Annotated in this window: 20 protein-coding genes; 5 read left to right on the forward strand and 15 right to left on the reverse strand. The window is 52.2% G+C overall.

Annotated elements, in window-relative coordinates:
• Positions 1-418, forward strand: a 418-nt coding sequence (locus G6L28_RS20970) for a DCL family protein (RefSeq protein WP_174066200.1), incomplete at its 5' end; no start/stop codon positions are given.
• On the opposite strand, the gene G6L28_RS20975 is transcribed toward G6L28_RS20970, so the two are convergent.
• From G6L28_RS20975 to G6L28_RS20990, 4 genes are all read right to left on the reverse strand, one after another.
• Positions 415-2,949 carry a DEAD/DEAH box helicase gene (locus G6L28_RS20975; RefSeq protein ID WP_174066202.1) on the reverse strand — a complete coding sequence of 845 codons (2,535 nt, stop codon included), beginning with the start codon at positions 2,947-2,949 and terminating at the stop codon, positions 415-417. The two genes, G6L28_RS20970 and G6L28_RS20975, sit on opposite strands and share 4 nt — an antisense overlap.
• Positions 2,946-3,899, reverse strand: coding sequence for a HamA C-terminal domain-containing protein (locus G6L28_RS20980; RefSeq protein WP_174066204.1), 954 nt, complete (start codon positions 3,897-3,899; stop codon positions 2,946-2,948). The genes G6L28_RS20975 and G6L28_RS20980 overlap by 4 nt, the downstream gene beginning before the upstream one ends.
• Positions 3,900-4,068: 169 nt before the next feature.
• Positions 4,069-5,505, reverse strand: coding sequence for a reverse transcriptase domain-containing protein (locus tag G6L28_RS20985; RefSeq protein WP_337795795.1), 1,437 nt, complete (start codon positions 5,503-5,505; stop codon positions 4,069-4,071).
• Between the two features lie 593 nt (positions 5,506-6,098).
• Complete coding sequence (locus G6L28_RS20990) at positions 6,099-6,668, reverse strand: recombinase family protein (protein WP_174066206.1); 570 nt, start codon at positions 6,666-6,668, stop codon at positions 6,099-6,101.
• A gap of 147 nt (positions 6,669-6,815) precedes the next feature.
• On the opposite strand from G6L28_RS20990, the gene G6L28_RS20995 reads away from it, so the two are divergent.
• Positions 6,816-7,544, forward strand: coding sequence for a response regulator transcription factor (locus G6L28_RS20995; RefSeq protein WP_174066208.1), 729 nt, complete (start codon positions 6,816-6,818; stop codon positions 7,542-7,544).
• A 27-nt stretch (positions 7,545-7,571) separates the two neighbouring features.
• Here the strand turns inward: G6L28_RS20995 and G6L28_RS21000 are convergent, their stop codons facing one another.
• The 7 genes from G6L28_RS21000 to G6L28_RS21030 form a co-directional block, all read right to left on the reverse strand.
• Positions 7,572-8,477 (reverse strand): hypothetical protein, encoded by a 906-nt coding sequence (locus tag G6L28_RS21000; protein ID WP_174066209.1) that lies wholly within the window; start codon positions 8,475-8,477, stop codon positions 7,572-7,574.
• A gap of 74 nt (positions 8,478-8,551) precedes the next feature.
• Positions 8,552-9,049, reverse strand: a complete 498-nt coding sequence (locus tag G6L28_RS21005; protein WP_210265782.1) for a hypothetical protein — start codon at positions 9,047-9,049, stop codon at positions 8,552-8,554.
• A 555-nt stretch (positions 9,050-9,604) separates the two neighbouring features.
• On the reverse strand, positions 9,605-10,510 hold the full coding sequence (locus tag G6L28_RS21010; RefSeq protein ID WP_174066213.1) for a hypothetical protein: 906 nt from the start codon (positions 10,508-10,510) through the stop codon (positions 9,605-9,607).
• Entirely contained in the window at positions 10,507-10,950 is a 444-nt protein-coding gene (locus G6L28_RS21015) for a hypothetical protein (RefSeq protein ID WP_174066215.1), read from the reverse strand. Before G6L28_RS21015 ends, G6L28_RS21010 begins: the two co-directional genes overlap by 4 nt.
• A 229-nt stretch (positions 10,951-11,179) precedes the next feature.
• Entirely contained in the window at positions 11,180-14,428 is a 3,249-nt protein-coding gene (locus tag G6L28_RS21020; protein WP_174066217.1) for an error-prone DNA polymerase, read from the reverse strand.
• Complete coding sequence (locus G6L28_RS21025; protein ID WP_174066218.1) at positions 14,425-15,936, reverse strand: Y-family DNA polymerase; 1,512 nt, start codon at positions 15,934-15,936, stop codon at positions 14,425-14,427. Before G6L28_RS21025 ends, G6L28_RS21020 begins: the two co-directional genes overlap by 4 nt.
• Complete coding sequence (locus tag G6L28_RS21030) at positions 15,857-16,612, reverse strand: ImuA family protein (RefSeq protein WP_174066220.1); 756 nt, start codon at positions 16,610-16,612, stop codon at positions 15,857-15,859. The genes G6L28_RS21025 and G6L28_RS21030 overlap by 80 nt, the downstream gene beginning before the upstream one ends.
• 224 nt (positions 16,613-16,836) lie before the next feature.
• On the opposite strand from G6L28_RS21030, the gene G6L28_RS21035 reads away from it, so the two are divergent.
• Together G6L28_RS21035 and G6L28_RS21040 are read left to right on the forward strand one after the other, a co-directional pair.
• On the forward strand, positions 16,837-17,223 hold the full coding sequence (locus G6L28_RS21035; RefSeq protein WP_174066222.1) for an ester cyclase: 387 nt from the start codon (positions 16,837-16,839) through the stop codon (positions 17,221-17,223).
• A gap of 124 nt (positions 17,224-17,347) precedes the next feature.
• Positions 17,348-18,166, forward strand: coding sequence for an alpha/beta fold hydrolase (locus tag G6L28_RS21040; protein WP_174066224.1), 819 nt, complete (start codon positions 17,348-17,350; stop codon positions 18,164-18,166).
• Between the two features lie 75 nt (positions 18,167-18,241).
• On the opposite strand, the gene G6L28_RS21045 is transcribed toward G6L28_RS21040, so the two are convergent.
• The 4 genes from G6L28_RS21045 to G6L28_RS21060 all read right to left on the reverse strand — a co-directional run bounded on the left by G6L28_RS21045 (position 18,242) and on the right by G6L28_RS21060 (position 20,676).
• Complete coding sequence (locus G6L28_RS21045; protein ID WP_174066226.1) at positions 18,242-18,799, reverse strand: fasciclin domain-containing protein; 558 nt, start codon at positions 18,797-18,799, stop codon at positions 18,242-18,244.
• Positions 18,800-18,914: 115 nt separating this feature from the next.
• On the reverse strand, positions 18,915-19,631 hold the full coding sequence (locus tag G6L28_RS21050) for an anti-sigma factor (RefSeq protein ID WP_174066228.1): 717 nt from the start codon (positions 19,629-19,631) through the stop codon (positions 18,915-18,917).
• Positions 19,628-20,167: a sigma-70 family RNA polymerase sigma factor gene (locus G6L28_RS21055; protein WP_174066230.1), complete on the reverse strand. Its 540-nt coding sequence runs from the start codon at positions 20,165-20,167 to the stop codon at positions 19,628-19,630. The genes G6L28_RS21050 and G6L28_RS21055 overlap by 4 nt, the downstream gene beginning before the upstream one ends.
• Positions 20,168-20,283: 116 nt before the next feature.
• Positions 20,284-20,676 carry a winged helix-turn-helix transcriptional regulator gene (locus tag G6L28_RS21060; RefSeq protein ID WP_174066232.1) on the reverse strand — a complete coding sequence of 131 codons (393 nt, stop codon included), beginning with the start codon at positions 20,674-20,676 and terminating at the stop codon, positions 20,284-20,286.
• A gap of 90 nt (positions 20,677-20,766) precedes the next feature.
• On the opposite strand from G6L28_RS21060, the gene G6L28_RS21065 reads away from it, so the two are divergent.
• Positions 20,767-21,345, forward strand: a complete 579-nt coding sequence (locus G6L28_RS21065) for an SDR family NAD(P)-dependent oxidoreductase (RefSeq protein WP_234902682.1) — start codon at positions 20,767-20,769, stop codon at positions 21,343-21,345.
• Positions 21,346-21,421 lie beyond the last annotated feature (76 nt).

Genomic DNA, 21,421 nt, shown 5'->3' on the forward strand with positions numbered 1-21,421 from the left:
ACTTCAACGCGCTGACGCCAATGATGGTGGCGGCATAATCGAGGCGGAAATCCACTTAGCGAAACGCCCGAAACTGTTCAAACAAACTGAGCCACCTCTTTGTATGGCTCGTGGCCGCCCAGTTATCTTGAAAACTCTCTCTTTCGATAAGAAAGGCGATGCCAGCAAATACTTTGCAGAGATGCTAAATCGCTATCGACCAGGAGAGACTGTCTCGGAAGCGGATGGCCAACACCTAGCAAGTTTGCTTGAGCGGCATCCGGAAAGCGTAGAGAAAATTGGCGACGGTATTCACCATTTCGAGGTCCAAGCAGCGGACTATGCAACGCAATGCTTTCGCGTCGTCCGGCTCGACGGGACTTGGGATAAATTTTCTTATCATACCTGCATCTCTACTGAGCCTGCGCCTGTAGATTAAGCGGCTCCAGCGCTTTCAAGAACTCTGACGATATCCTGTCTAACCATGGGGGAAGCGATACGGCTGTCGAAATTCTCCTGTCGCAACCATTTCAAAGCAGTAGCGGGGTCCATTTCTTTTTCTACCGTAAACTCCATCAGTTCCTTTGCGGTATGACGTGACAGGCCCAAGGCGATGAAGCTGATCATTGTTTGATCGGACGCTCCCATTTCAAGGTAAGTCGGCAAAGAGGATAAGCTGGACAGGTAGTCGGTATGGCCTGCTTCCTTCAGGCAATGTGCCAGTACACTGATATAGCATGTGGCCAACCGGAAATACTTGAAACGCACCTCCTGCTCGATGTCGTTTAGGGTATTGCGGATGACTGCTGATATTGTGTCGCCCTTGTTGTATTCCCGGTTTTTTTCAATGATTGCGGGAAGAGGATCACCTCTCATCCAGCTTAGCGATATAGCCGCCATTCTTAAGTGGAGCCTTGGGACATCGACCGACAGAATTTGTTCATGGCATATGCGATAAATCTCAGACAGGGTCTTCCATGCGTCGTCGTCACGGGGATGGCGCGGGATCAACTCCTCTAGTCTTCGAATACCACCGCCCTTGATCTCCGATTTTAGGTAGGTCGCAAGGCGCTGCTGTCGGAGCGCGGATACCGTCGGCGCTGACTCAATCGTTTCCGAAGGAAGTGACACTCTGGACTGCGCGACATCGAGCGCCTTACGCAACCGATCTCGATCATCCTCCTCTACATCACAACGCGTGAGCGTCTGATCAAGGCGTCCCGCCATGTGATCTGCCAGCAATCTAGCGAACGTAGCCTCCACGTCAGCGAGATCGGAGGTTTCACGCTGCGGGTTACTCTCCAATGCACAAGCTTCAACCTCGTCGACGCGGGTGGAAAGGGTCTCCGTCAAAAAGCTCTTCAACTCGATCTCGTTGCCTTTGTCGGCAGGGCTTGTCGTCCAGTCATCGTAGTCGATCAGAAAGATGTTTCCCTGAAACTCCTTGCCGAGCCGCCCTGCTCGACCCGCCAAATTCCAGAATTCGGCAGGTTCAAGATCGGTTGATTGGCCTTTCTTAGGTTTGCAAACAAAAAGATTGGCTGCGGGGAAGTTCACGCCTTGGATAAGGGTGCTTGTCGTAACGAGAAAGCGGATGTCGCCGTCGCTGAAGGCGCTTTCTACGCCCCGGCGGACCAAGGCTGGGATACGACCGTAGTGGAAGCCGATGCCACGCAACAAGCATTTCGCCAAATCGTACTCTGGGTGTACTGCAACTTTGACGAATTCCGATAACTCAAGCAGCCGCTCATTCGGCTCAGTCGACCGATTTAACTCCTCTAATCCGAGCGCCACACCCTCAGCGTCGGATGGCCTATTGGCGTATACAATCGATGGCTTCTGCCGACCAAATCGGTCCGCAATTCGAACGAGGCGTTCCCTGGTGCTTGGAAGTGCTTTGCCAATCTCCATGTATCCCAAGTCGGTTCGACCGTCAGCCGTCAGCCGCTGAACAAAAACCCGCCCTCTAATCGGTGATCTCGTATTCACGACAACCAAGTTCTGTACGACACTTGGTGATCGGCTCTGGACTTCTTCGACCTTATCGATGCCAAATATCTTGGCGAATGCATCTAGGTTCTTGATGTTAGGGCCAGCAAATACGAGCTGAGCGTTCGGTGCCCGAGCCAACAGCTTGTCGATGACATTCTGCAGGAGCACGCCCCGAGAGCCTTCTTCGATACTCTGAGCCTCGTCAGATATAATCAATGTCGGCGCAAAATCGGGATGAGACCCCATAAGCGCCTGAAGCCTCTCCTGTGTCAGCACGAAGATCGCTTTCCTCGGCAGCTCGACCTCAGCAGTCATAGGCACATTGACGACAGACACATCCACAAACCCGTTCGCTTGACGCCACGTTACGATTGCGTCTGTGACCTGAGCTATTAACGCACGGCTGGGCACAATGTAGCAGGCCTGCTCAAGCTTTCCGGCCCGGACCAGCCCGCGCAAATACTGCTGTAGGACGAAAGACTTTCCAGCTGAAGTCGGCGCTGATATTGCGACGCGATATCCGCCAGTCAGCAACTGCCACAGTCGGGCCTGAAAATCAGTCAGTACAACCGTTTCATCCCCGATTGATACCGCATTCGTTGCGCGACGGAGTTCCTCATAGACTGCCGACTGCATCGGCAATCGGCGGAAGTCGTTAATTACCGCAGACGTTGTAAACGCCGGAAAGTTGCCAAGTCCCGTAAGCACCAATCGCAAAGTACCAGCTAAGCCAGGAAGTTCCTCAGACCGAAGGTCGTTTGCGCACGCAGCGATGCTGTAGGCTGCTCGCTGACGCATAGGATCGTCGCTTTTCGAAAGGATTGCTGCAGCTTGAATACAACGCGCCATGTCCTTGTCCGACAGGTTCATTGTTGCTGTAATCTGCAGTTCATGCTGAAGCCAAGCGCTGATCAACGTATCGAGCTGGCTGTGAAAGACGGAGTTTTTCCAAATTCGATCCGACAACTCCTGAATCATGTTGTCCACCCGATCCGGTTTTGAAACTGTTCGCGCAAATCCTTGACTGATGCGACAGGAAGGAAAAACACCTCGATGGCGTGGCTTGGTACGCTGTGCTTGGCTAATGTATCATCGATACGGACTGCCAGCGCTGGGAGCGCATTTCTTAGTTCTTCTGCAAAAGCGGCCTCCACTAGGCCGGGTTCCAGTGCTTTCATTTCGGCAAAGGCCGCAAAATCAAACGCTATGAAAACGACCGAAACGTCGACCCGAATGTTCGAGTTTTCGGAATAGGGATCGAGGAAGGAAAGGATCGCTTCTTTGTAGTCCGCAGGAAACCCCGACAGGTCAAAATGCTGCTCGATCAGGAACAATTCGTGTGACATCTTGTTTTGCTGAAGGTTCTCACCAACGGATTTGATAGCGCTTTCTATCGCTGTATTTACGGCCTGATAACATTTAGCCTCTCCCCAATACAGTTTGAGCTGCTTGGTTGCTGCGTCGTAGCTCAGGTGGATTCCATCTGACCCATGTACCGGCATCTGTGAGTTGGTTTTGAGGCTCATCTTCGCGATGAATTGCGGGGCGCGAAGAACCGATTCAATCAGCAAGTAGGTGATGACCTCACCAAATTCTCCATTTCTGCTGGAGCTTTTGTTGGCCCGCTTGAAAAGGTCAATGGCCTTGTTCTGGAGGTGGACGGCCTTCTCTAACTGTTTCATCGGTGGCAAACCGGCCCATCCCGCCTGAGCGTCTTGGATGTGTTTTCTCGGCAAGCAGAAGCCAATCAGCTTGGCCGACAGAATTTCCACAAATTCATGTAGGGTTGGAAGCCCATTGCGGAAAGCGAGAAAATGCGCGTGGATATTTACACAGGCAGAACCAGATTTCGCGGTGTGCGATACCTTGCGGATTCGCGCTCCCAAGTCGTCATGATCGCCCGCAAGCGCGGCGACAAAGTCGGCCATCGACTTACCATGGTCAACGTCTTCCACAACCACCCCGCACGTTACGACTGATTCGCTCAACCATCTTCATCAAAATCTCCTCGATCATAAAGCCCGACAAAATTCTACTTTTGAAGCCCTTCTTGGTCTGCTTGGAAAATGATGTGCTACACCTCGACCTAAGCGAACGCTATCGTGCGCGGTTCAGCTCATACTCAAGCTTCCTATGGATCGCGCTCCTTAGGTTTTTTATCTGACGTTCTATTGGCTTACCCAAAGGTCCCATCGTTTTTGATGCGCGTTTGGCATAGGTTGTGAACGTCCATTTGCGATAATCAGCTGACTTACTTTTGAAGTCCTTCACCGAGCCAAACGCCTGAATTAGTTTTTCGATGTTGGTCAACGCAAGGATGTCGTGAACAGTCTTTCCACGATATCGCTTCGCTTGCCGGATTGCCGTTGCTCTACAAACCGATGCAACTTTTCGATGAAGATTGCTCATCGTCTTGTCGCGTATGTAAACATGCTTCCCATCGTAACGAAAACCAAGATACTCAAACGGCTTGCTAGGCATAGGATTGCCACTCTTGTCGGCGGCTTTGACCGTGAATACTGCCTGTCTGTCACCATTGACTTCGAAGCGATGGATGGCTGATTTTTCCTCCTTGATTACAAGGCCTTTGCCGTAGGTAGATATTGCTCCTCGGATGTCAGCTTCGAGCTTGCGTGCATCTATTTCAGAGATTGGTGCGATCACAAGTATGTCGTCAGAATACCTGAAAAACTTACCACCGAACTCGCTGCAGACGTCGCGAAGGTATTTATCAAAATCCAACAGATAGGCGTTTGCCAAAAGGTCGGAGAGCGGTGCCCCCTGAGGGACGCCCTTGCCGCATTTGTTGACTTCAATAATGGAAGGTTGGGTTGCTGACCGCGCGATCTTGGCTTGGAAAGTCCGCCCATCGCAGAGTTGGACTGGGATTTCCTTCCTCGGTTTCAAATAACCAGGTCGTGTTCTCCCGTGGCGGTCCGTTTTATCACCGTAGAACCCTAGTCGCGTATAGGCCTGAATGACGTCAACATGAGCGTAACGTGTAATTGCCTGAAAGACCTTGAAGTGGTCGTTTGGCAATCTTGGGACACCAAGCAGTTCGGCCCAGACATCGCGGAGACGGTCGTGGTCAAGGGTCTCAAAAAAGCTGCTGATATCAAGCGCGATGCTGCAACAATCCCCCTGTGACTGGATAGCCTCTACAGCCGATAGACTGAAATCGATGTTGCTCTGTCCGCCTCCTCCGCTGGCTTTTGCAATACGACGATAGGCGATGACCGCGTCCGCCAGTCCCTCTGACTGGAGTTTCGTTTCATAAGGAGCTGAGAGAAGGTGGCGATAGTAAGAGAATATGCAGCTATCAAGTCGGGCTGCAAACCGAATGGGACGATCCTTGCGCTTGCCGCTTTTGCCTTTTTCAGCATAAGCGTTCCAGCCTTCATCGTACCGAAGAAAAGGATAGAACGTATGCAACCTGACGCGATCCGGATCAGTGGCTATATCCGTTGCTTCAGCTTCGGAAATTACGGGGTCAAAATGTGGGTATCGCCTAACTGAAGCTGTCCAGGCTTTCACGGTGGTCCTCGGAAGCGAGAGGGGGCAAAAGGACCGGTGTGCTTCCAGTTAACCTTTCGCCCCCGACTGTTTAGCACAGGTATGAAATACCCTAACGGCACATGTATTCGAGATAATGGACTATATTGGCTGCATGTACGATTGCTCGTCATGTACCTTGAGCGTCCAGCTATACCTGGAGGTCCGGATGGACATCATGGCATACCTGCTGGCGGCCTTCGGGCTTGACAGCTTCAAGTAATTCTCCGCTCCCCCAGGTTTCCCTTCGTGATCGGATGAAAGATATGTGGGTCGAATCGCTCCAAAGTTCAATAGAGATGAAATCTCAACTGCACGCTATCCTCAAGAATAACGTAATGAAGGTAGCGTTGGAATAACTCTGAATATCGAAACTCCTTTCTTTCTAGTTAGGTGCTCGTTGTCCGCTGCCTCTCACGCTCTCGTCGTAATGCATACAATCAAATCAGGATCAGGATTTCCCGTTACCTCGCCTCGCAAGTCTCGGCGCAGCAGTGAATTTACACAAGCATATCCACTAGTTTTAAGTTGTCGATGTTAGTATTGCGTCCCACGCACAGACCTGAGCGTCGGCGTCAAAATACCGCTTTAGGCCGTCGGCTCAAATAGCGGCGGACGGTTCTTGGGTGTACGCCGTATTTCAATGCGATGACGTCAATGGACAGGTTTTGGCGGAAGCGTGCTTGACGTACATCCTCGATCTGCTCGGTTGTCAGAGAAGGTCGCCGACCGAGTTGTTGCCCCCTAGCTCTGGCGGCGGCAATTCCCGCAGCAGACCGCTCTGCTATTAGGCAACGCTCAAATTCGGAGATTGCCCCGAAAATATGGAAGACGAGATTTCCAGCTGGCGTGCCAGTGTCTATTGCCTCTGTCAGGGATCGAAACTCGATTTTTCGCTTCCTCAGTGATGAGACAGTCTTGATCAAGCTTGGCAGAGAACGACCCAGGCGGTCTAGTCTCCAGACGATCAGGGTGTCTCCCGATTTCAGTTTCCTAACGGCTTTCGATAAGCCGGGCCTCACAGCCGCAACCCCTGAAATTCCATGGTCTTTAAAAATGATATCGCATCCGGCATCGATTAAAGCGTTGAGCTGGAGGTCCAGGTTTTGATCCGTTGTAGATACCCTTGCGTAACCGATTTTCATGACTATCCCGAATTTCCGCCGCCGGTTCGGTTGACATAAGTCACCAATTTTGTCCCGTGAAGTTTACCGGCATTGAGAGGTTGTTTCCGGTCGAGAATCTCAAGGAAATATGCATGTCACAAAGGCTCCGTCCGCTGGGTGACAAAATTGGTTCGTTTTGTCCGGCGGTTGTTTTCGCTCGATTTCCTTAACGGCCCTTGGTCTCAGGCGACACGCGGCATGAAGTCATTCTCTGCATGCGTTCAAGAGTTGCTTGATGCCTGGATTTCCCGGGGCGAAAGCGCAGAAGCCATTAGCCTCTACCACACTACCGTTGCGGCAATTCGGCCGGATATGGTGCTAGCCGTCGTCGACTGTACAGCTGCTAAGCCGATGGACTTTTCCATCGAATTTGTACGCCGATACACCGTCGCGACCAAAATGTCCGATTTCTTACTAATGCAGGAAACGTGTTTGTTCGGCAGTTTTCCAGACCGCAAATACCTGGAAAATGTGGCCATCCCGAAGTTGAGCGAGGTGCTTGAAAAGCAACGACCGTCGCTTTCGAAAGGTATGACGACCATTGCCGGTGCAATAATAGCATATGAACAACTGTTGATCCCGCAAAGACGCGCCCGGGGACGGAGCGAATGGTGCATTGCTTTCTTGAAGATCAACCGACTGCTGCCCCAAGCGTCACGTCTCGATACCGACAGCGTTGATGCCAGCGTGCTCCAGCTTTTGAGCGAAGGCCTGTCGCACAAAGAAATCGGCCATCATCTGCAGCTCTCGTATCGAACAGTTGAACATCGTTTGGAACGACTAAAGCGGAAGTCTGGTGCCCGCAATCTTCAACACCTCGTAGCATTGTGGATCGCGGGCGGGCTGGTCATTTAGACAGATCGTTTTCAAGTTTGTTTCGATTCATATCGTCCGGACGATCCCGGTTTCTGTTCCGCCGTTACCTCCGCCAGCATGGGCGGCGTAGGCGGACAGCGCAAAACGATAAATTGTATATGTGAAGACATACCAGAGGGCAGCAACTGCGACTGTCATCCATAAGAGAGGGATAAAAATCAGGAACGTGAAGAAGCCAATAATGAGCGTGAAGACGAGAAGCATCGCGAAGAATGTCGCAACGTTGGTTACAAAGCTTTTCTGATTTGGCACATGGGAACGCCCTGCCGCATCCAACCGAACCACGGTCTTCATCTTCAAAAATAGAAACCGGAAACTCATGAAGAAGATTACAACGTCGCGGCCGGGAGCGATCAGATCGGCTATGTCGGCGGCCGCGCGGATCGACGTAATTCGTGTAATCACCCCTGCCTCCCGGTCTTTGATGTCAATGTAGCTGTACTCATTCTCCTCATTGTGCTGATTATAAGAGCCCACCGAGATAATTTCACCGCTTACGCTATTAAGATTTTTCCCTGCACCTTTCATACCGCGAATGCCGGTAATTTCGGCCAAACGGCACAGGAAACCGACAAATGCGAGCGCGAAAAACATCAGTGCATTGAATGCGCTGTCCGGGAAAAGATCACCACCGAACACAACTGCATTCAAAAGCCCAATGCCAAGGAAGACAGCAACAAGGCTAAACAAACGGACATTCCAGACGGGGAACCTGAATGATTTTGTCGCCAAGAATGCAATTGTGGTGATGCCAAGTGCGGTGAAGATCGTTGGCGCAATATCAATCACATCAAATAGCGACAACACCCATGAGGATGTCGAAATGCCGGAGAGTGTTAGAATCCAGGATACGGCTGAGATCACGAGCCAGAATGCGAGCATTGCCTTTTTGTTTGCGAGAAGAGCGAACATCTTTTCATTCCTGAGGCGGGTTTCGAGTTTTTTCGAGCAGAAGATTGGGCGGTTGGCCGAGCTGCAGTTTTTGATCATCTGGGTGATTGGCCGACCTTGCCATCGCTATCCAAGAAGCCGTCGCCCCATCCGGGTTGGCTCTCGTCGTCGTAGATCGCCGCTGCAGCCGCACCCTGCTCGCGCTTGGATTTCTGTTCCGTGTCTACAAACACTAGCCGCGCATTAGTGGATTTCGCCGTGTAGCCGATGACTTTGCATCCGCCTTGCCCGCGAATTGGCGCTTTTCTTATCAGAACGAAACCAGGAACTGAGGCGTCATATCGCCCCGAAACGGGGTATTCCACCCAGTCACATCCCCGTTTGTAGACGTAGGCTGTCCCTTCGGCTTTGTCGCGATATTCAATGCGCCCGGCGAATGCTACCTGATTTCGTTCAATGATGCCTTTTAGGTTGGCCTTTGGCAATGCGTAGCGGACGGCGTCAAATTTGTATTCGACGGTCATCTGACTGCCGTTGTGGTCACGCCATTCGATGTCAGGAGGTGCCGCAAATGCTGCGGTCGACACAAGCATACCAGCACATGTCGCCCCCAAATTAAAACCAGTCTTCACAAGCTTACCCAACACATCGTGCTAATGCGCTGGAGGTTAGAACCTTCGGATTACCGAAGCTGGTTATGGCCCAGGGGGATTCCCCCCTGTACGGACAGGCGATTCGCTGCCTCCTATTTTTGCTGTCATCAAATTGATATACATGGGCAAAAATTGCGTATGCGAAACAACTCCAAACCGAGATTTCCACTGCACCCCTCAGTGGGGAAGGCATTGCGATAGAATATGTTCAATGTCCGTTGGTTAGCGACTGCCGTTAAAATAGTTTGACATATGAAAGCCAGCAGCCCATATATAGCTTGCTAGGTTGGACCAGCTGATTGCTTATGTACCTATGGTACCGTGCTCATGGCATTCAGTGACGCCCGTGCTTTTCTGTGAGGCTTGAGTGTACATCAAAGCCGGTACGAAAGGAGCCTCCAACGGACAACGCATTTTGCAAATGCTGTTCGTTGTGGAAATGCAAAGCCAGAGCACAGTGAATTTACCCTGCTCAAGCAATTGGGCAGGGTATTCTTATTGTATTTCGTCATTCGAGAAAATGTTTAGATGGTCACCACTGAAATGGTCGTGGTCATTAGTCTTGATCTCCACCATTTTGACTTTTCTAACATATGCGTCATCCTTTTCCGTCACATCGTAGTGATGGCGACAGTCAAACCAGAAGCCATGCCTGTAATGTGCGTTCAGCAAATGAATTTTGTCTACGTCGTTCGTTGGATATCGATGTGGGATATCCACTTTAAACTCCATATCGCGTTTATCGATAATCTTCTGACCTTTTTTTGTCACGATGTCTTCTACCATGTCTTTGAAGGCAATAAAGTCCGCAGGGCTCTGAATAGAATTTAAAGCAACTACGCGCTCACCGTTCTCGAAATTTCTAAGCGGGAGCAATAACATTCTCCTGCTTGCTTTCTCACTGAACGGTATCCAGCATTGCTTTTCTTCAACGTAATCAATTTGGCTGATGCAGTAATGAGCTAAGCGCTCACTTTTGCCGAAAAGGTCTTCCGGACATTTCAAAGGCAATGCGAAGCGCCCGACGCGGCCACCCATTCGAAAACTTGGATTTGCCAGGTAGGCCAGGATGATAACGTCTGGCCTACTTTCTCGGCACCGAGACGGGTCAAGATTTACGCACGACTTTTTTGTTCTCCCGAACTGGAGAGCACACACTTTGTGTTCGTGATTGCAGAATAGCGTTTGACCTTTATCCTCGAACAATGAGCGGTAGGCTGCGTCAATGACAAAGTCAAAATCTGAAGAGTCGAACGTATTTTGTTCAATACGAGATTTTTTTGGATATGGACGACTGACAATCCGAATACGGTCGGAAAAACCACGTTTAGCGACTTCCAAATGTAAGACATCTAAATTCTGGGTGGTGAAGCCAAGTGCAATTAAAAGATACCGCTTCAAACTTCATCCCTCAAAAGGGACAACAGAAGTGCGCCGTCTAACGAGAACTTTTTCCTCTCTTCTTCGCTGAGTGCCAATAAAAACGCGCGTAATTTAAAAAGCTTTTTGGGGATTTTCGAACTCGCATTTACGGCTGGAGCCTCTTGAAATTCTCCGGATAAAGCTGAATTCGCTCTAGCGAAAATTTTTATTGGGTTGCTTGGGTCTTTCGCAAGCTTAACTTCGTCCGACAAATTATCTTTCAAGAATTGAGTTATGGTTGTGTCCGGGAACACTTCTTTAAAAGACCGACTTTGTGGGTCTCTATTTTTAAAATACTCTCCAATTTTTGAGGTTAATACGCCATTCTCTTGAAAGGCGGGCTCGTCTTTTAAGATGCTCAAAATTAATTTTCTTGCGTCCGCTTTTTCGACTTCATTCGAAATTTCATTGCTACTCATAATTCTTAAATTCCTTCATTAGATCAGATAGCTAGGGCTAACAGATGGCAGCTAGAATTGTAATAATCTTATGACATCTGGTGCCGTTTGTTGAGCGCTTTTTGTATTAAAATAAAGCGGAGGGAGACGAGGTCATAGAGCCCCAAATACTGATCCAGATCGCAAAGTACAACTATAAGTGTTAAGCCACAGTTTTCATAAACATGTCTTTTCAATTGCGCGTTTTGGCTCAGTGAAAATTCCTACTCTTCACCTTCAGCGTATCGATATGAAGGTCCGGTATGAAGATGTCGCGAGGCTTCGGCGTCCGCGCATCTGTGCCCGGTGAACCGTGCGCGAATTCATCACCTCGACCTGTCTGTAACTTGAAATCGAGATCACGATCAGAAAGACGCGATAGATCGCCGGACAGATCGAAGAGCTGCTGGGCCACGAGATGGACCACATCACCCTCACGCTGGATGCGCCCGTTGATCGCCATCATAGAGGAACCGAGGACCACTTTACGGCTGCGCTCGAACAGCTTCGGCCAGACGACAACATTTGCTGCACCGGTCTCGTCTTCGATAGTCAAGAACATGACGCCTTTTGCTGACCCAGGTTTCTGGCGAACGAGCACCAGTCCGGCCGTCATCAGCCACCGGCCGTCACGGGCGTTCATCGCCTCCGAGCAGGTGACAATACGCCGCCTGGCCAAGTCTTGGCGTAAGAACGTCAGTGGGTGGTCTCGAAGAGTCAGACCGATGTGGCTGTAATCAGCAACCACATTATGACCTTCCGTCATCTGTCGCAGCTCGACGTCCGGTTCTTGCTGTTCAGCAATGGCTCTGGATTCTCGTTCGGCAGCGGCAGCGAACAGAGGCAGGGGCTCATCGCGAAGAGCCTTGATGGCCCACAATGCGTCCCGTCGCTCCATCTGTAACGACGGCAGGAATGCATCAGCTTCGGCTAGCTCCACCAGAGATGCAGCAGGAACTCCAGACCGCCGCCACATGTCGTCTACGCTTTCAAATGGCTGATCCATGCGGGCGGTCACGATCCTTGCAGCGTCCGCCGCCGCAAGCCCCTTGACCAGGCGCATACCGAGCCTGACGGCGTGCCGGTCGGTATTTCCAATCCTCTCCAGGGTGCAGTCCCATCTAGATCGATTGACGCAAACCGGACGTATCTCGACGCCATGGTTTTTGGCGTCGCCGACGATCTGCGCGACGGCGTAGAACCCCATTGGTTGGGAGTTTATCAACGCAGCACAGAACGCGTCAGGATGATGCTTCTTCACCCAGCAAGATGCATAGGCGATCAACGCGAAGCTGGCGGCGTGGGATTCCGGAAAACCGTAGCTTCCAAACCCTTCCAGCTGGCCGAATGTCTTTTCGGCAAACTCGGCGGTATATCCGTTTTTCACCATGCCATCGATCAGCTTGTTCTTGAATTTGGAAACGCCGCCTGTGAACTTGAAGGTCGCCATGCTTTTACGAAGCTGGTCAGCCTCGCCGCCGGAAAACCCTGCGCACACCATCGCCACTCGCATTGCGCTCTCCTGAAAGAGGGGAACACCGAGCGTTTTCCCAAGGACGGCTTCAAGCTCCGGCGTCGGATAGTCGACAGGCTCTTTACCTTCGCGGCGTCGCAAATACGGATGCACCATGTCACCTTGGATCGGACCCGGTCGAACTATAGCGACCTGAACAACTAGGTCGTAGAATGTTCTGGGTTTTAGTCTCGGCAACATCGCCATCTGAGCCCGACTTTCGACCTGGAAAGTGCCAAGCGTATCGGCTTTGCGGATCATCGCGTAGGTGGCTGGGTCCTCCTGCGGAATTCTCGCGAGATCAAGATCGATCTGCTTGTTCGTCTTGATGAGGTCGAACGCTTTTGCCATGCAAGTCAGCATCCCGATAGCGAGGACATCGACCTTCATGAATTTCAAGGCCTCGATATCGTCCTTGTCCCACTCGATGATCTGCCGATCCGCCATCGTGGCAGGTTCAATGGGGACGAGATCGTCCAGGCGGTCATGGGTCAGTACAAATCCACCAGGATGCTGACCGAGATGACGCGGGGCTCCCATCAGTTGCTGTGCAAGCTTGAGGGTCAACGCGAGACGCCGGTCTTCCGGGTTCAGGCCCTGATCCTTCAGCTTTTGGTTACTGACCATCTCCTCAGACCAATGCCACATGCCAGACGACAGGACTTTGATGATGTCTTCTGGAAGGCCCAAGGCTTTGCCAACGTCGCGGATCGCACCCTTGGCGCGGTATCGAGTGACCGCCGAACAGAGTGCAGCCTTATGCATGCCGTATGTCTTGTAAATCCACTGGATGACCTCTTCGCGCCGCTCGTGTTCAAAATCCACGTCGATGTCTGGTGGTTCGTCGCGTTCTTTCGATACGAACCGCTCGAACAGCAGATCATTGGTCTCGGGATCGATTGATGTGATCCCCAGGATATAGCAAATGGCGGAATTTGCCGCTGATCCACGACCCTGGCAAATGATGTTTTGACTACGAGCAAAACGGACAATGCTGAATACGGTCAAAAAGTAAGGGGCGTATCGCATCTCTTTTATGAGATCGAGTTCGTGCCTGACGGCTTTCAGCACCTTTTGCGGCAAGCCTTCTGGATACCGGTCCGGGATGCTCTCGCGAACATAATGCTCCAGGGATTGCTGGGCATCCATGCCGGATACGATTGCTTCCTCTGGATATTGGTATGTCAGCTCCTCAAGCGAGAACGTGCAGCGATTGACGATCTCCATCGTCCGGTCGAGGGCTTCGGGATATCGTGGAAAGAGACGCTGCATCTCCTCCGGAGGCTTGAGATATCGGTCGGCATGACGCTCACGCTGAAACCCGACCTCGTCGATGGTTGTATTAGTACGAATACAGCTGACAACGTCCTGTAGCTGGCGACGGCTTGGATCATGGAACAGGACATCGTTGGTGACGACAGTCTTCACCTTGAACCGTGTGGCCAGGTTGGAAAGCTCGAACAACCTCACCTGGTCGTTCGGACGTCGGCGGAGATCGAGGGAGACGTAAGCGCGGTCTTCGAAGATATCTCGCATCTTGCGGAGATGGATGGCGCAGGTTTCATCCGGAAAGTCCGGCACAAATATGCCGATCATTCCTTCCGCATATCGCGATAGGTCATCGAGCGTCAGAATACAGTTCGCTTTCCCGCCGCGCTCTTTGCCGAGTGTCAGCAGACGGGTCAGCCTGGAATAGGCCGCTCTATCTGTCGGGTATACGAGGATGGAGATGCCTTCTTGAAGATCAAGGCGGCAGCCGACAACCAATCGCACGCCAGTAGAGCGTGACGCCTCAAGGGCTCGGACAATCCCCGCCAGCGAGTTCCGGTCGACAATCCCGAGGGCTTCGATGCCGAGTTCTTTGGCTGTGGCAAACAGCTCTTCCGCACTGCTGGCACCACGAAGGAAGCTGAACTGGGTTGTGACCTGTAGCTCGGCGTAACTCATGCGAATAGTCCATGCAGAAACCAGCGATGGGACCCGGTCTCAGGGTCCACTCCATCTCCGTGACGAAAAATCCAGAAGCGCTCGCCGTTCTCATCCTCAATGAGGAAGTAGTCGCGGACTGCCTCCATTTCGGTCTCGCGCGTCCACCATTCGCCAAAAATGCGCTCCGGGCCATCGGCTCGTATGACCTTGCGCCGCTTTCCTCTCAACGTGACGCTGGCGGGTGGATGATCTGGCAGAAGGGCAATGGCTTCGATGCGCTCCGGATAAGCCAGCAACCGAACCGGTCTCCGCCACTGTTGAACCCATGAGACCTGATCGTCAGGTGCAACCGCAGAAATGCGAGCGACGCTGCGTTCGGGAACGTCGGACGCTACCGGCGAGACACGATAAACACGCTGCCCGCGATTGCCGTAGATATCGATTAGCGGTGTAAGGTCTTCATCCTGGTCTTCCATCAGCTCGGACGAGCGCTGCTCTTCTTCGAGCGGCTGCGTCATGATGGCTGAAAGCGTTAGTTTTTCGATGCCGAAACCAGGATCGATCTTCTCAGTGCGATCCCGAAACAGCTTTGCCAGCCACGCAACATTGCGGGCCGGTTTAGCGGTACCCGCGCGAATAGCCTGGCGAGTGCCGTCTACTTTCTCAACAATGAGATCGGTGCGACGAACGCCAAGCCCTCTTTTCTGAAGTTCTCCGACAAGCTGCTCCACCAGACGACCGACATACTTGTTGATGGTCTCTGCCGATCCAATCGGTTCGGCAAATGATCGACTGACTTCGATGACGTCGGGCGTTCGTATCGGATTGATAGGCTCGGAAACCCGCCCAAACATCTGGTCGATACGTCGTCCGATTTCGGGTCCAAAACGGAGAGCAAGTGGTGCCCGAGGCACCGCCGACAGCTCACCAATGCTCTTGAAGCCGAGGGTGTGGAGATCGTCGACGATCTTTATTGGAAGTCTCAGTAACGACAGCGGCAGATTCTCAACTGCTCGCACCGTCTCACCGACAGGAACAATTACGGTTTCCCGCTGGATCGCTCGGGCACATGCATGCGCTGCGCCCCAAGTATCGGCAATGGCAACGCGGGCAGTCAGCTTCTTTGCGCGAAACCGATTGGCAATGCCGGTAATCATCGGAAGCTCGCCTCCTTGAAGATGGTCAGCTCCTTCCGTATCCATAACGATGCCGCTTGGTTCGTCGACTGCGACGATTGGGGAATGATGGCTCAGAGCCCAGAACGTAATCCGTTCGAGTGCGACGAAATCCGCAGCGGAATCGGCGTCGACCATCAAAAGGCCTCGGAAAATCGCCTGTGCCTTCGCAGCGGGCATGCCAACTTTCAGCCCTGAGGTACGCGCAGCCTTGTCTACTGCCGAAACCCATCGTTTGGAGCCGGATTTCGATATGACGGCAATAGGCTGTTCAACGGGAATATTGGGATCGTCTCTCCTGATCCTGTCCGTCGCCAAATCCGGTAGATAGATCGATACGACCCGAGGCATCACACGCTCCTACGATAAACTCTGCGCACTCGCCCGCTTTCACTCTCATCAGTTCAATGAACCATCTCGGCCTGCCCACGCCCGGCACTGGTAACTCTTCAGATGGAAGGACTGATATCCGCCACCGTGTCGACGACGCGGTCGGTTGCCCGAAGTCCGATGCTTCGGTTTGCCTGCGCCATCGTCGGACAATCAGGCCCATGGTGCCTGTCTTTTCCGCAGCAAGCTGAAGCCGTCTAGACGCCGTCATTGGTAAGCGAACCAGCTCGCCGACCACGGCACCAAGACCACCAAACGATAGACCCTCTTCCAGGGAGGCAAGGACATCTTCCTCCTTGTCTGCTTTGACAAAGACGACGCGGCTATGATGAAGACCGGCCTGCGCTAAAGCTGGAAAAAACAGGTCCGGCCTTGTCAGACACCAGACGATTTTTCCCTTGGTTCGTGCTGCTATACCGGCGGCAAAAAGGGCTGCAGCAGCGCCATCGACCGTGCCTGTACCTCCGCCAGCAAATTCGTGGATCGCTCCATAACTCAAACCACCATTCGGCAGACATTCATCGATATCGTCGACACCGAACGGCAGTACCTTTCGTTTTCGGACAACGGTGCCTTCGAGGTGTCCGATTTGCTCTCGAAGCTCGGCAATGACCGCATTCGCGTTGCCTATTCCCATGTTGAACTCCGTTTGCGGACGATTACGCCACCCGGCAAAAACTGGGCTTGTTCTCTATTTGTTCCTTTGCGTTATTTGAGTCAATCGTCATATTTGGTGAGCCAAATTGTCCACCTTCGATCCACAAGACAAGCAGGGTCGGAATCTTGAGTTAAAACAGAGAACTAGACACCCGCTGTCCACAGTTGGGAGTTTGTTGAAAAATGCATAGGGTCAGAAGTCTTATGAACGATCATCAACCACGCGATATCTATCTCGCTTATCTTGACTGCCTGAACCGTCAAGCATGGCATGAACTCGGGAATTTCGTGGATGACGAGGTGAAGCACAACGGTCGACCGTTTGGTCTGGAAGGATACCGCGACATGCTCGTCAAAGATTTTCAGGATATCCCTGACCTGAGTTTCCACGCCGAGGTTCTAGTTTGCGAGCCTTCGAAGATTGCTGCTCGTCTCAAATTCGACTGCTCGCCAGTTGGCGTATTCATGGCGCTGCCTGTCAACGGGAAGCGTCTCGTCTTCCATGAGCACGCATTCTACGAATTCAAAGGCAAGAAAATCAGTCGCGTGTGGTCTGTGATCGACAAGGCTGATATCGAACGGCAATTGTGAGCGGCTATTTAAAGCAGAAAGCTTCATCGATCTCGTCATTAATGGCAACGAGCACCTACCGCTATCAAGGAACCATATGTGCTTTGGCAGGCTTTACCGACGGCATCATCAAGGGAGTCACCAGATGGCATTCATCGAAGCAAAAGACGGTACGAAACTGCATCTCAAGGATATGGGTGAAGGCAGGCCTGTTATCTTAATCCACGGCTGGCCGCTGACCGGCGACATGTTTGAATACCAGACAGTGGCTCTACTGGAAGCAGGTTTCCGGGTCATCACATATGATCGTCGTGGTTTTGGCCAGTCTGGACATCCTGCCAGCGGCTACAATTACGACACCTTCGCAGACGATCTGGCTGCAGTTATCGATGGCCTTGAACTTCAAGGCGTAGCTCTGGTCGGTTTCTCCATGGGTGGAGGCGAGATTGCCCGTTATCTTTCACGCCATGGCGCGGCGAAGGTATCGAAGGCCGTTCTTGTCGCATCAGTCGCCGGTTATTTGCTAAAGGATGAAACCAATCCTGACGGTGTGGATGTCAGCGTCTTTGAAGGCATGAAATCTGACATTCGCAAGGACCGTTTCGACTTCTTGCAAAGCTTTGCCAAAACGTTCTACGGCGTCGGCTTCGTAACCAGCCCGGTCAGCCAAGGCGTGTTGGACTGGTCTTTCGTCCTCGGCGTTATGGCGAGCCCGAAAGCGACAATCGATTGCGTTGATGCTTTTGGCAAGACGGACTTCCGACCAGATTTCTCGGCGTTCACGGTTCCCACACTCGTCATACATGGGACGGGCGACAAGACAGTGCCAATCGATCCGACAGGCCGTGCCGCAGCAAAGGGTATCGCCGGAGCGAAACTGATTGAGTATGACGGTGAGCCTCACGGCCTGTTTGCGACGGTGCCAGATCGCCTGAACCAAGACCTGATCGAATTTCTCGCCTGATTCAATTGGTGGGCGCATATCTGGTGCGCCCACCATGAAGAAATGAGACTTCATTACGAAGGATTTACTTGAGCATCACATCTTCGGAAGCAAGACTTTATCGATGACGTGGATGACGCCATTAGATTGCTTCACGTCCGCGATGGTGACATGCGCCACTGTACCGTTCTCATCTGTCAGCGTGATCTTGCCTTTGCTTTCCTTAGCTTTTAGAACGCAGCCACCGACGGTTTTTACGTCATGGGTGCCGCCATCGTCTTTGATCATCTTTTTGATGGCCATAGACATCGCGTCGGCTGCGACGACGTGGCAAGTCAGGATTTTTGTAAGCTTCGCTTTGTTTTCAGGTTTGAGAAGTGTTTCCACGGTACCTTTCGGCAAAGCAGCGAATGCCTCATTGGTTGGGGCAAAAACGGTGAACGGGCCTTTGTCCTGCAATGTCTCAACCAGACCAGCGGCCTTGACGGCAGCAACCAGCGTTGTGTGGTCCTTGGAGTTCATGGCATTTTCGACGATGTTCTTGTTCTCGTACATCGCAGCGCCACCGACCATCGGGTTCTTGGCTTGCGCTGCAAATGCGACGGTCGAAACTGCTGCGGCAAGCGCGATCATGCGCAGGCTGGACTTCATCATGGCGTTTTCTCCTCTGTTTCCGCCAATCGCCACAAGCGTCCTTGCAAGTGACGTATCCGGTACATGAGAAGCTACGAGCGACTTTCAGCCAGAGTTTCAGTCGTCCAGAATTTTTTTAGAGTTGTCGCGTTGTTCCGCTTGCAACAACAGGTCCGGTTGGCTGACCTGTGGGAGACCCGCCAAACGGCTCAAGACTAACGGCGAGCGTCACGCCGTTGCGTAATTGCTCGCGCATTTCGACAGGTATGACTATGCCATCATCGTTCTGGGTATCAAAAATCCCTAACGAGCGAGGCGTTCCGTCCGTGGGGATTAGCCATAGTTCGAGTGATTGCTTTGACTTGCCTGTCGAAGCCGTCGGTGCAAGCGCGATCCGGCCCGAACTCGCATCGTACGAGACCATTAGCGCCAAAAGACCGTTAGGCGATGACAACTCTGCCACGTGTGGCCACTTCGACGGCTCCTGCCAATTTGCCGAAAGTACCGCTCCAACGATCACACATGCGATGCTTAAGGCACTGAGCCCGCGCCAGAACGCAAGTGAATTCCAAACTGAAGAAATGAAACCACGAGAAGATTTATCATGTCGTTCGAACAGGCGAGCCTCAATCGCTTCAAATGTGGACGCACTAGGCTCGACAGAGTGATAGTCATCATTAAGGCCGGATAGACGATTTTCCCACTGTTGAACCCTCCGCGCGAAAGCAACGTCAGACCGCATACGCTTTTCCACCTGCTGACGTTCGGTGAAGGACAGCACACCAAGTACGTACTCCGCTGCTACCGGGTCGTCGACTTGCAAGTCTCTATCGCTGTCTTCGCGTTCGGTCATCGGTCCAAGCACTCTTTCAGTTTCATAAGGCTACGTCGCAGCCAGGTTCGCATCGTATTTAGTGGCACTCCATGATCATCGGCTAACTCTTGATACGTAACGCCATCTAAGTAAGCCCTTCGTACGGCGTCTGCTTTTTGATCTCCCAGTTCACTCAGGCAAAGGTCGATCCCGTGTCTCGCGTCTTTTCGCAAGAGGCTCTGCTCTGGGTCTGGGGCGGGCTCCGCCAGATCGGGCACATCGCTCAGTTCGCTCGCGGACGGTTTGCGTGCTCTAATCATATCGATAGACGTGTTTCGAGCGATAGCAGCTACCCAAACATCTGCGGTACCATTGGCGGCAGAGAACAACCTTGCGCGTTGCCATATCTTAACGAAGACCTCCTGTAATGCCTCGTCGGCATCCGTGCGGTCTTTAAGAATACGGAGACAAATGGCAAAAAGTTTCGGGCTGGTTCGTTTGTACAACGACTTGAAAGCTTGCCGATCAGACAAAGCTACAAGGCCGATCAATGTAGCTATATCTTCTTGAACCATTCCGTTGCCCACTAGAACTCAGGTTTGCCAGTAAGCTGGCAGGGCCTTTGCGAAAATACAAGCAGTTAATAGAGAGCTGGGCAATTGCAATTCTGAAATGAAGACAGGTGAAGCAGTCATCCACGATCTCTCATGTTGTCATAGCGCAACGTGGCAGCCTCGACCTTGTCACCATTGGCTTCAGCCCAAGCACAAAGCGCTTCAAATGGCTCCCTCAGGGAATGACCGAGCGGTGTAATTGCGTACTCTACGCCAATCGGCTGGGTTGGAAGCACCGTCCTCGTCACGAGGCCGTTTCGCTCAAGTCGTTTCAAAGCGTCGGCCAGAGCCTTATGCGTGATCCCATCGAGACGACGCTTGATCTCATTGAAGCGTGAGGGTTTGGGACAGATCACTGTCAGGATCATGATCGTCCATTTGTCAGCAATTTTATCCAGCACTGGCCGCACCAGCGGCATGTCGCAGAGTGCACGATGGGAGAGGTCTTCGAGGTCGGTATACTCGTCCATATCTAGGCTATTCCAGGTGCGTAATTGATATCAGATATCCACTGTATATCATGGTGAGACCATTCATTGAAAGGACTTATGATGGCTCGAATGAACAACAAAGTGGCACTGGTCGTTGGCGGCGCGAAGGGTATTGGTCTGGCGATTGCAGAGCGACTTTCTGCTGAAGGCGCAAATGTCTTCATCACCAGTCGCAGAGGCGAAGATGCTGAAACAGCTGCCCAAGGGATCGGTAATGGCGTCATCGGTATTGCCGCAGACGCAGGCTCTCCAGAAGACATGGTCGCCGCTGTCGAGACAGTCCGCAAAGCATATGGTCGGATCGATGCGCTTGTTTTGAATGCAGGGCTTTCTGAACCGTCTCAGATCGCCGAGATCACGCCAGAGCATTTCGACCGTCACTTCGACGTCAATGTCCGAGGGATGGTTTTCGGTTTCCAGGCTGCACTTCCTGCATTGACAGAAAGTAGCTCTGTCGTCCTCATTGGCTCTATCGCTGGAAGTGCGGGCTATGCGGGTTACGGCACCTACTGCGCAACCAAAGCAGCCGTTCGATCCTATGCAAGAACCTGGACAGCAGAACTCGCATCCAAAGGTATTAGGGTCAATGTTGTTGCACCCGGCCCGACGGATACGGACATGATGGTGTTGGTTTCCATGCGGAACTGAGCCGGTTAGGCAGATAATTTCCATTGAGAACTGAGCCATGTGAACCTTCCCCCCAACGCGGTGAGCGACGGGGGCA

The organism is Agrobacterium larrymoorei (genome assembly GCF_013322225.1).
In the GTDB taxonomy this organism is placed as follows: domain Bacteria; phylum Pseudomonadota; class Alphaproteobacteria; order Rhizobiales; family Rhizobiaceae; genus Agrobacterium; species Agrobacterium larrymoorei_A.

Bases quoted from the DNA above. Each gene is read 5' to 3' on its own strand.
- G6L28_RS20975 (WP_174066202.1), bottom strand. From the start codon at position 2,949: ATGATTCAGGAGTTGTCGGATCGAATTTGGAAAAACTCCGTCTTTCAC.
- G6L28_RS20980 (WP_174066204.1), bottom strand. From the start codon at position 3,899: ATGGCCGACTTTGTCGCCGCGCTTGCGGGCGATCATGACGACTTGGGA.
- G6L28_RS20990 (WP_174066206.1), bottom strand. From the start codon at position 6,668: ATGAAAATCGGTTACGCAAGGGTATCTACAACGGATCAAAACCTGGAC.
- G6L28_RS21000 (WP_174066209.1), bottom strand. From the start codon at position 8,477: ATGTTCGCTCTTCTCGCAAACAAAAAGGCAATGCTCGCATTCTGGCTC.
- G6L28_RS21005 (WP_210265782.1), bottom strand. From the start codon at position 9,049: ATGCTTGTGTCGACCGCAGCATTTGCGGCACCTCCTGACATCGAATGG.
- G6L28_RS21015 (WP_174066215.1), bottom strand. From the start codon at position 10,950: ATGAGTAGCAATGAAATTTCGAATGAAGTCGAAAAAGCGGACGCAAGA.
- G6L28_RS21020 (WP_174066217.1), bottom strand. From the start codon at position 14,428: ATGAGTTACGCCGAGCTACAGGTCACAACCCAGTTCAGCTTCCTTCGT.
- G6L28_RS21025 (WP_174066218.1), bottom strand. From the start codon at position 15,936: ATGCCTCGGGTCGTATCGATCTATCTACCGGATTTGGCGACGGACAGG.
- G6L28_RS21030 (WP_174066220.1), bottom strand. From the start codon at position 16,612: ATGGGAATAGGCAACGCGAATGCGGTCATTGCCGAGCTTCGAGAGCAA.
- G6L28_RS21035 (WP_174066222.1), top strand. From the start codon at position 16,837: ATGAACGATCATCAACCACGCGATATCTATCTCGCTTATCTTGACTGC.
- G6L28_RS21040 (WP_174066224.1), top strand. From the start codon at position 17,348: ATGGCATTCATCGAAGCAAAAGACGGTACGAAACTGCATCTCAAGGAT.
- G6L28_RS21045 (WP_174066226.1), bottom strand. From the start codon at position 18,799: ATGATGAAGTCCAGCCTGCGCATGATCGCGCTTGCCGCAGCAGTTTCG.
- G6L28_RS21050 (WP_174066228.1), bottom strand. From the start codon at position 19,631: ATGACCGAACGCGAAGACAGCGATAGAGACTTGCAAGTCGACGACCCG.
- G6L28_RS21055 (WP_174066230.1), bottom strand. From the start codon at position 20,167: ATGGTTCAAGAAGATATAGCTACATTGATCGGCCTTGTAGCTTTGTCT.
- G6L28_RS21060 (WP_174066232.1), bottom strand. From the start codon at position 20,676: ATGGACGAGTATACCGACCTCGAAGACCTCTCCCATCGTGCACTCTGC.
- G6L28_RS21065 (WP_234902682.1), top strand. From the start codon at position 20,767: ATGAACAACAAAGTGGCACTGGTCGTTGGCGGCGCGAAGGGTATTGGT.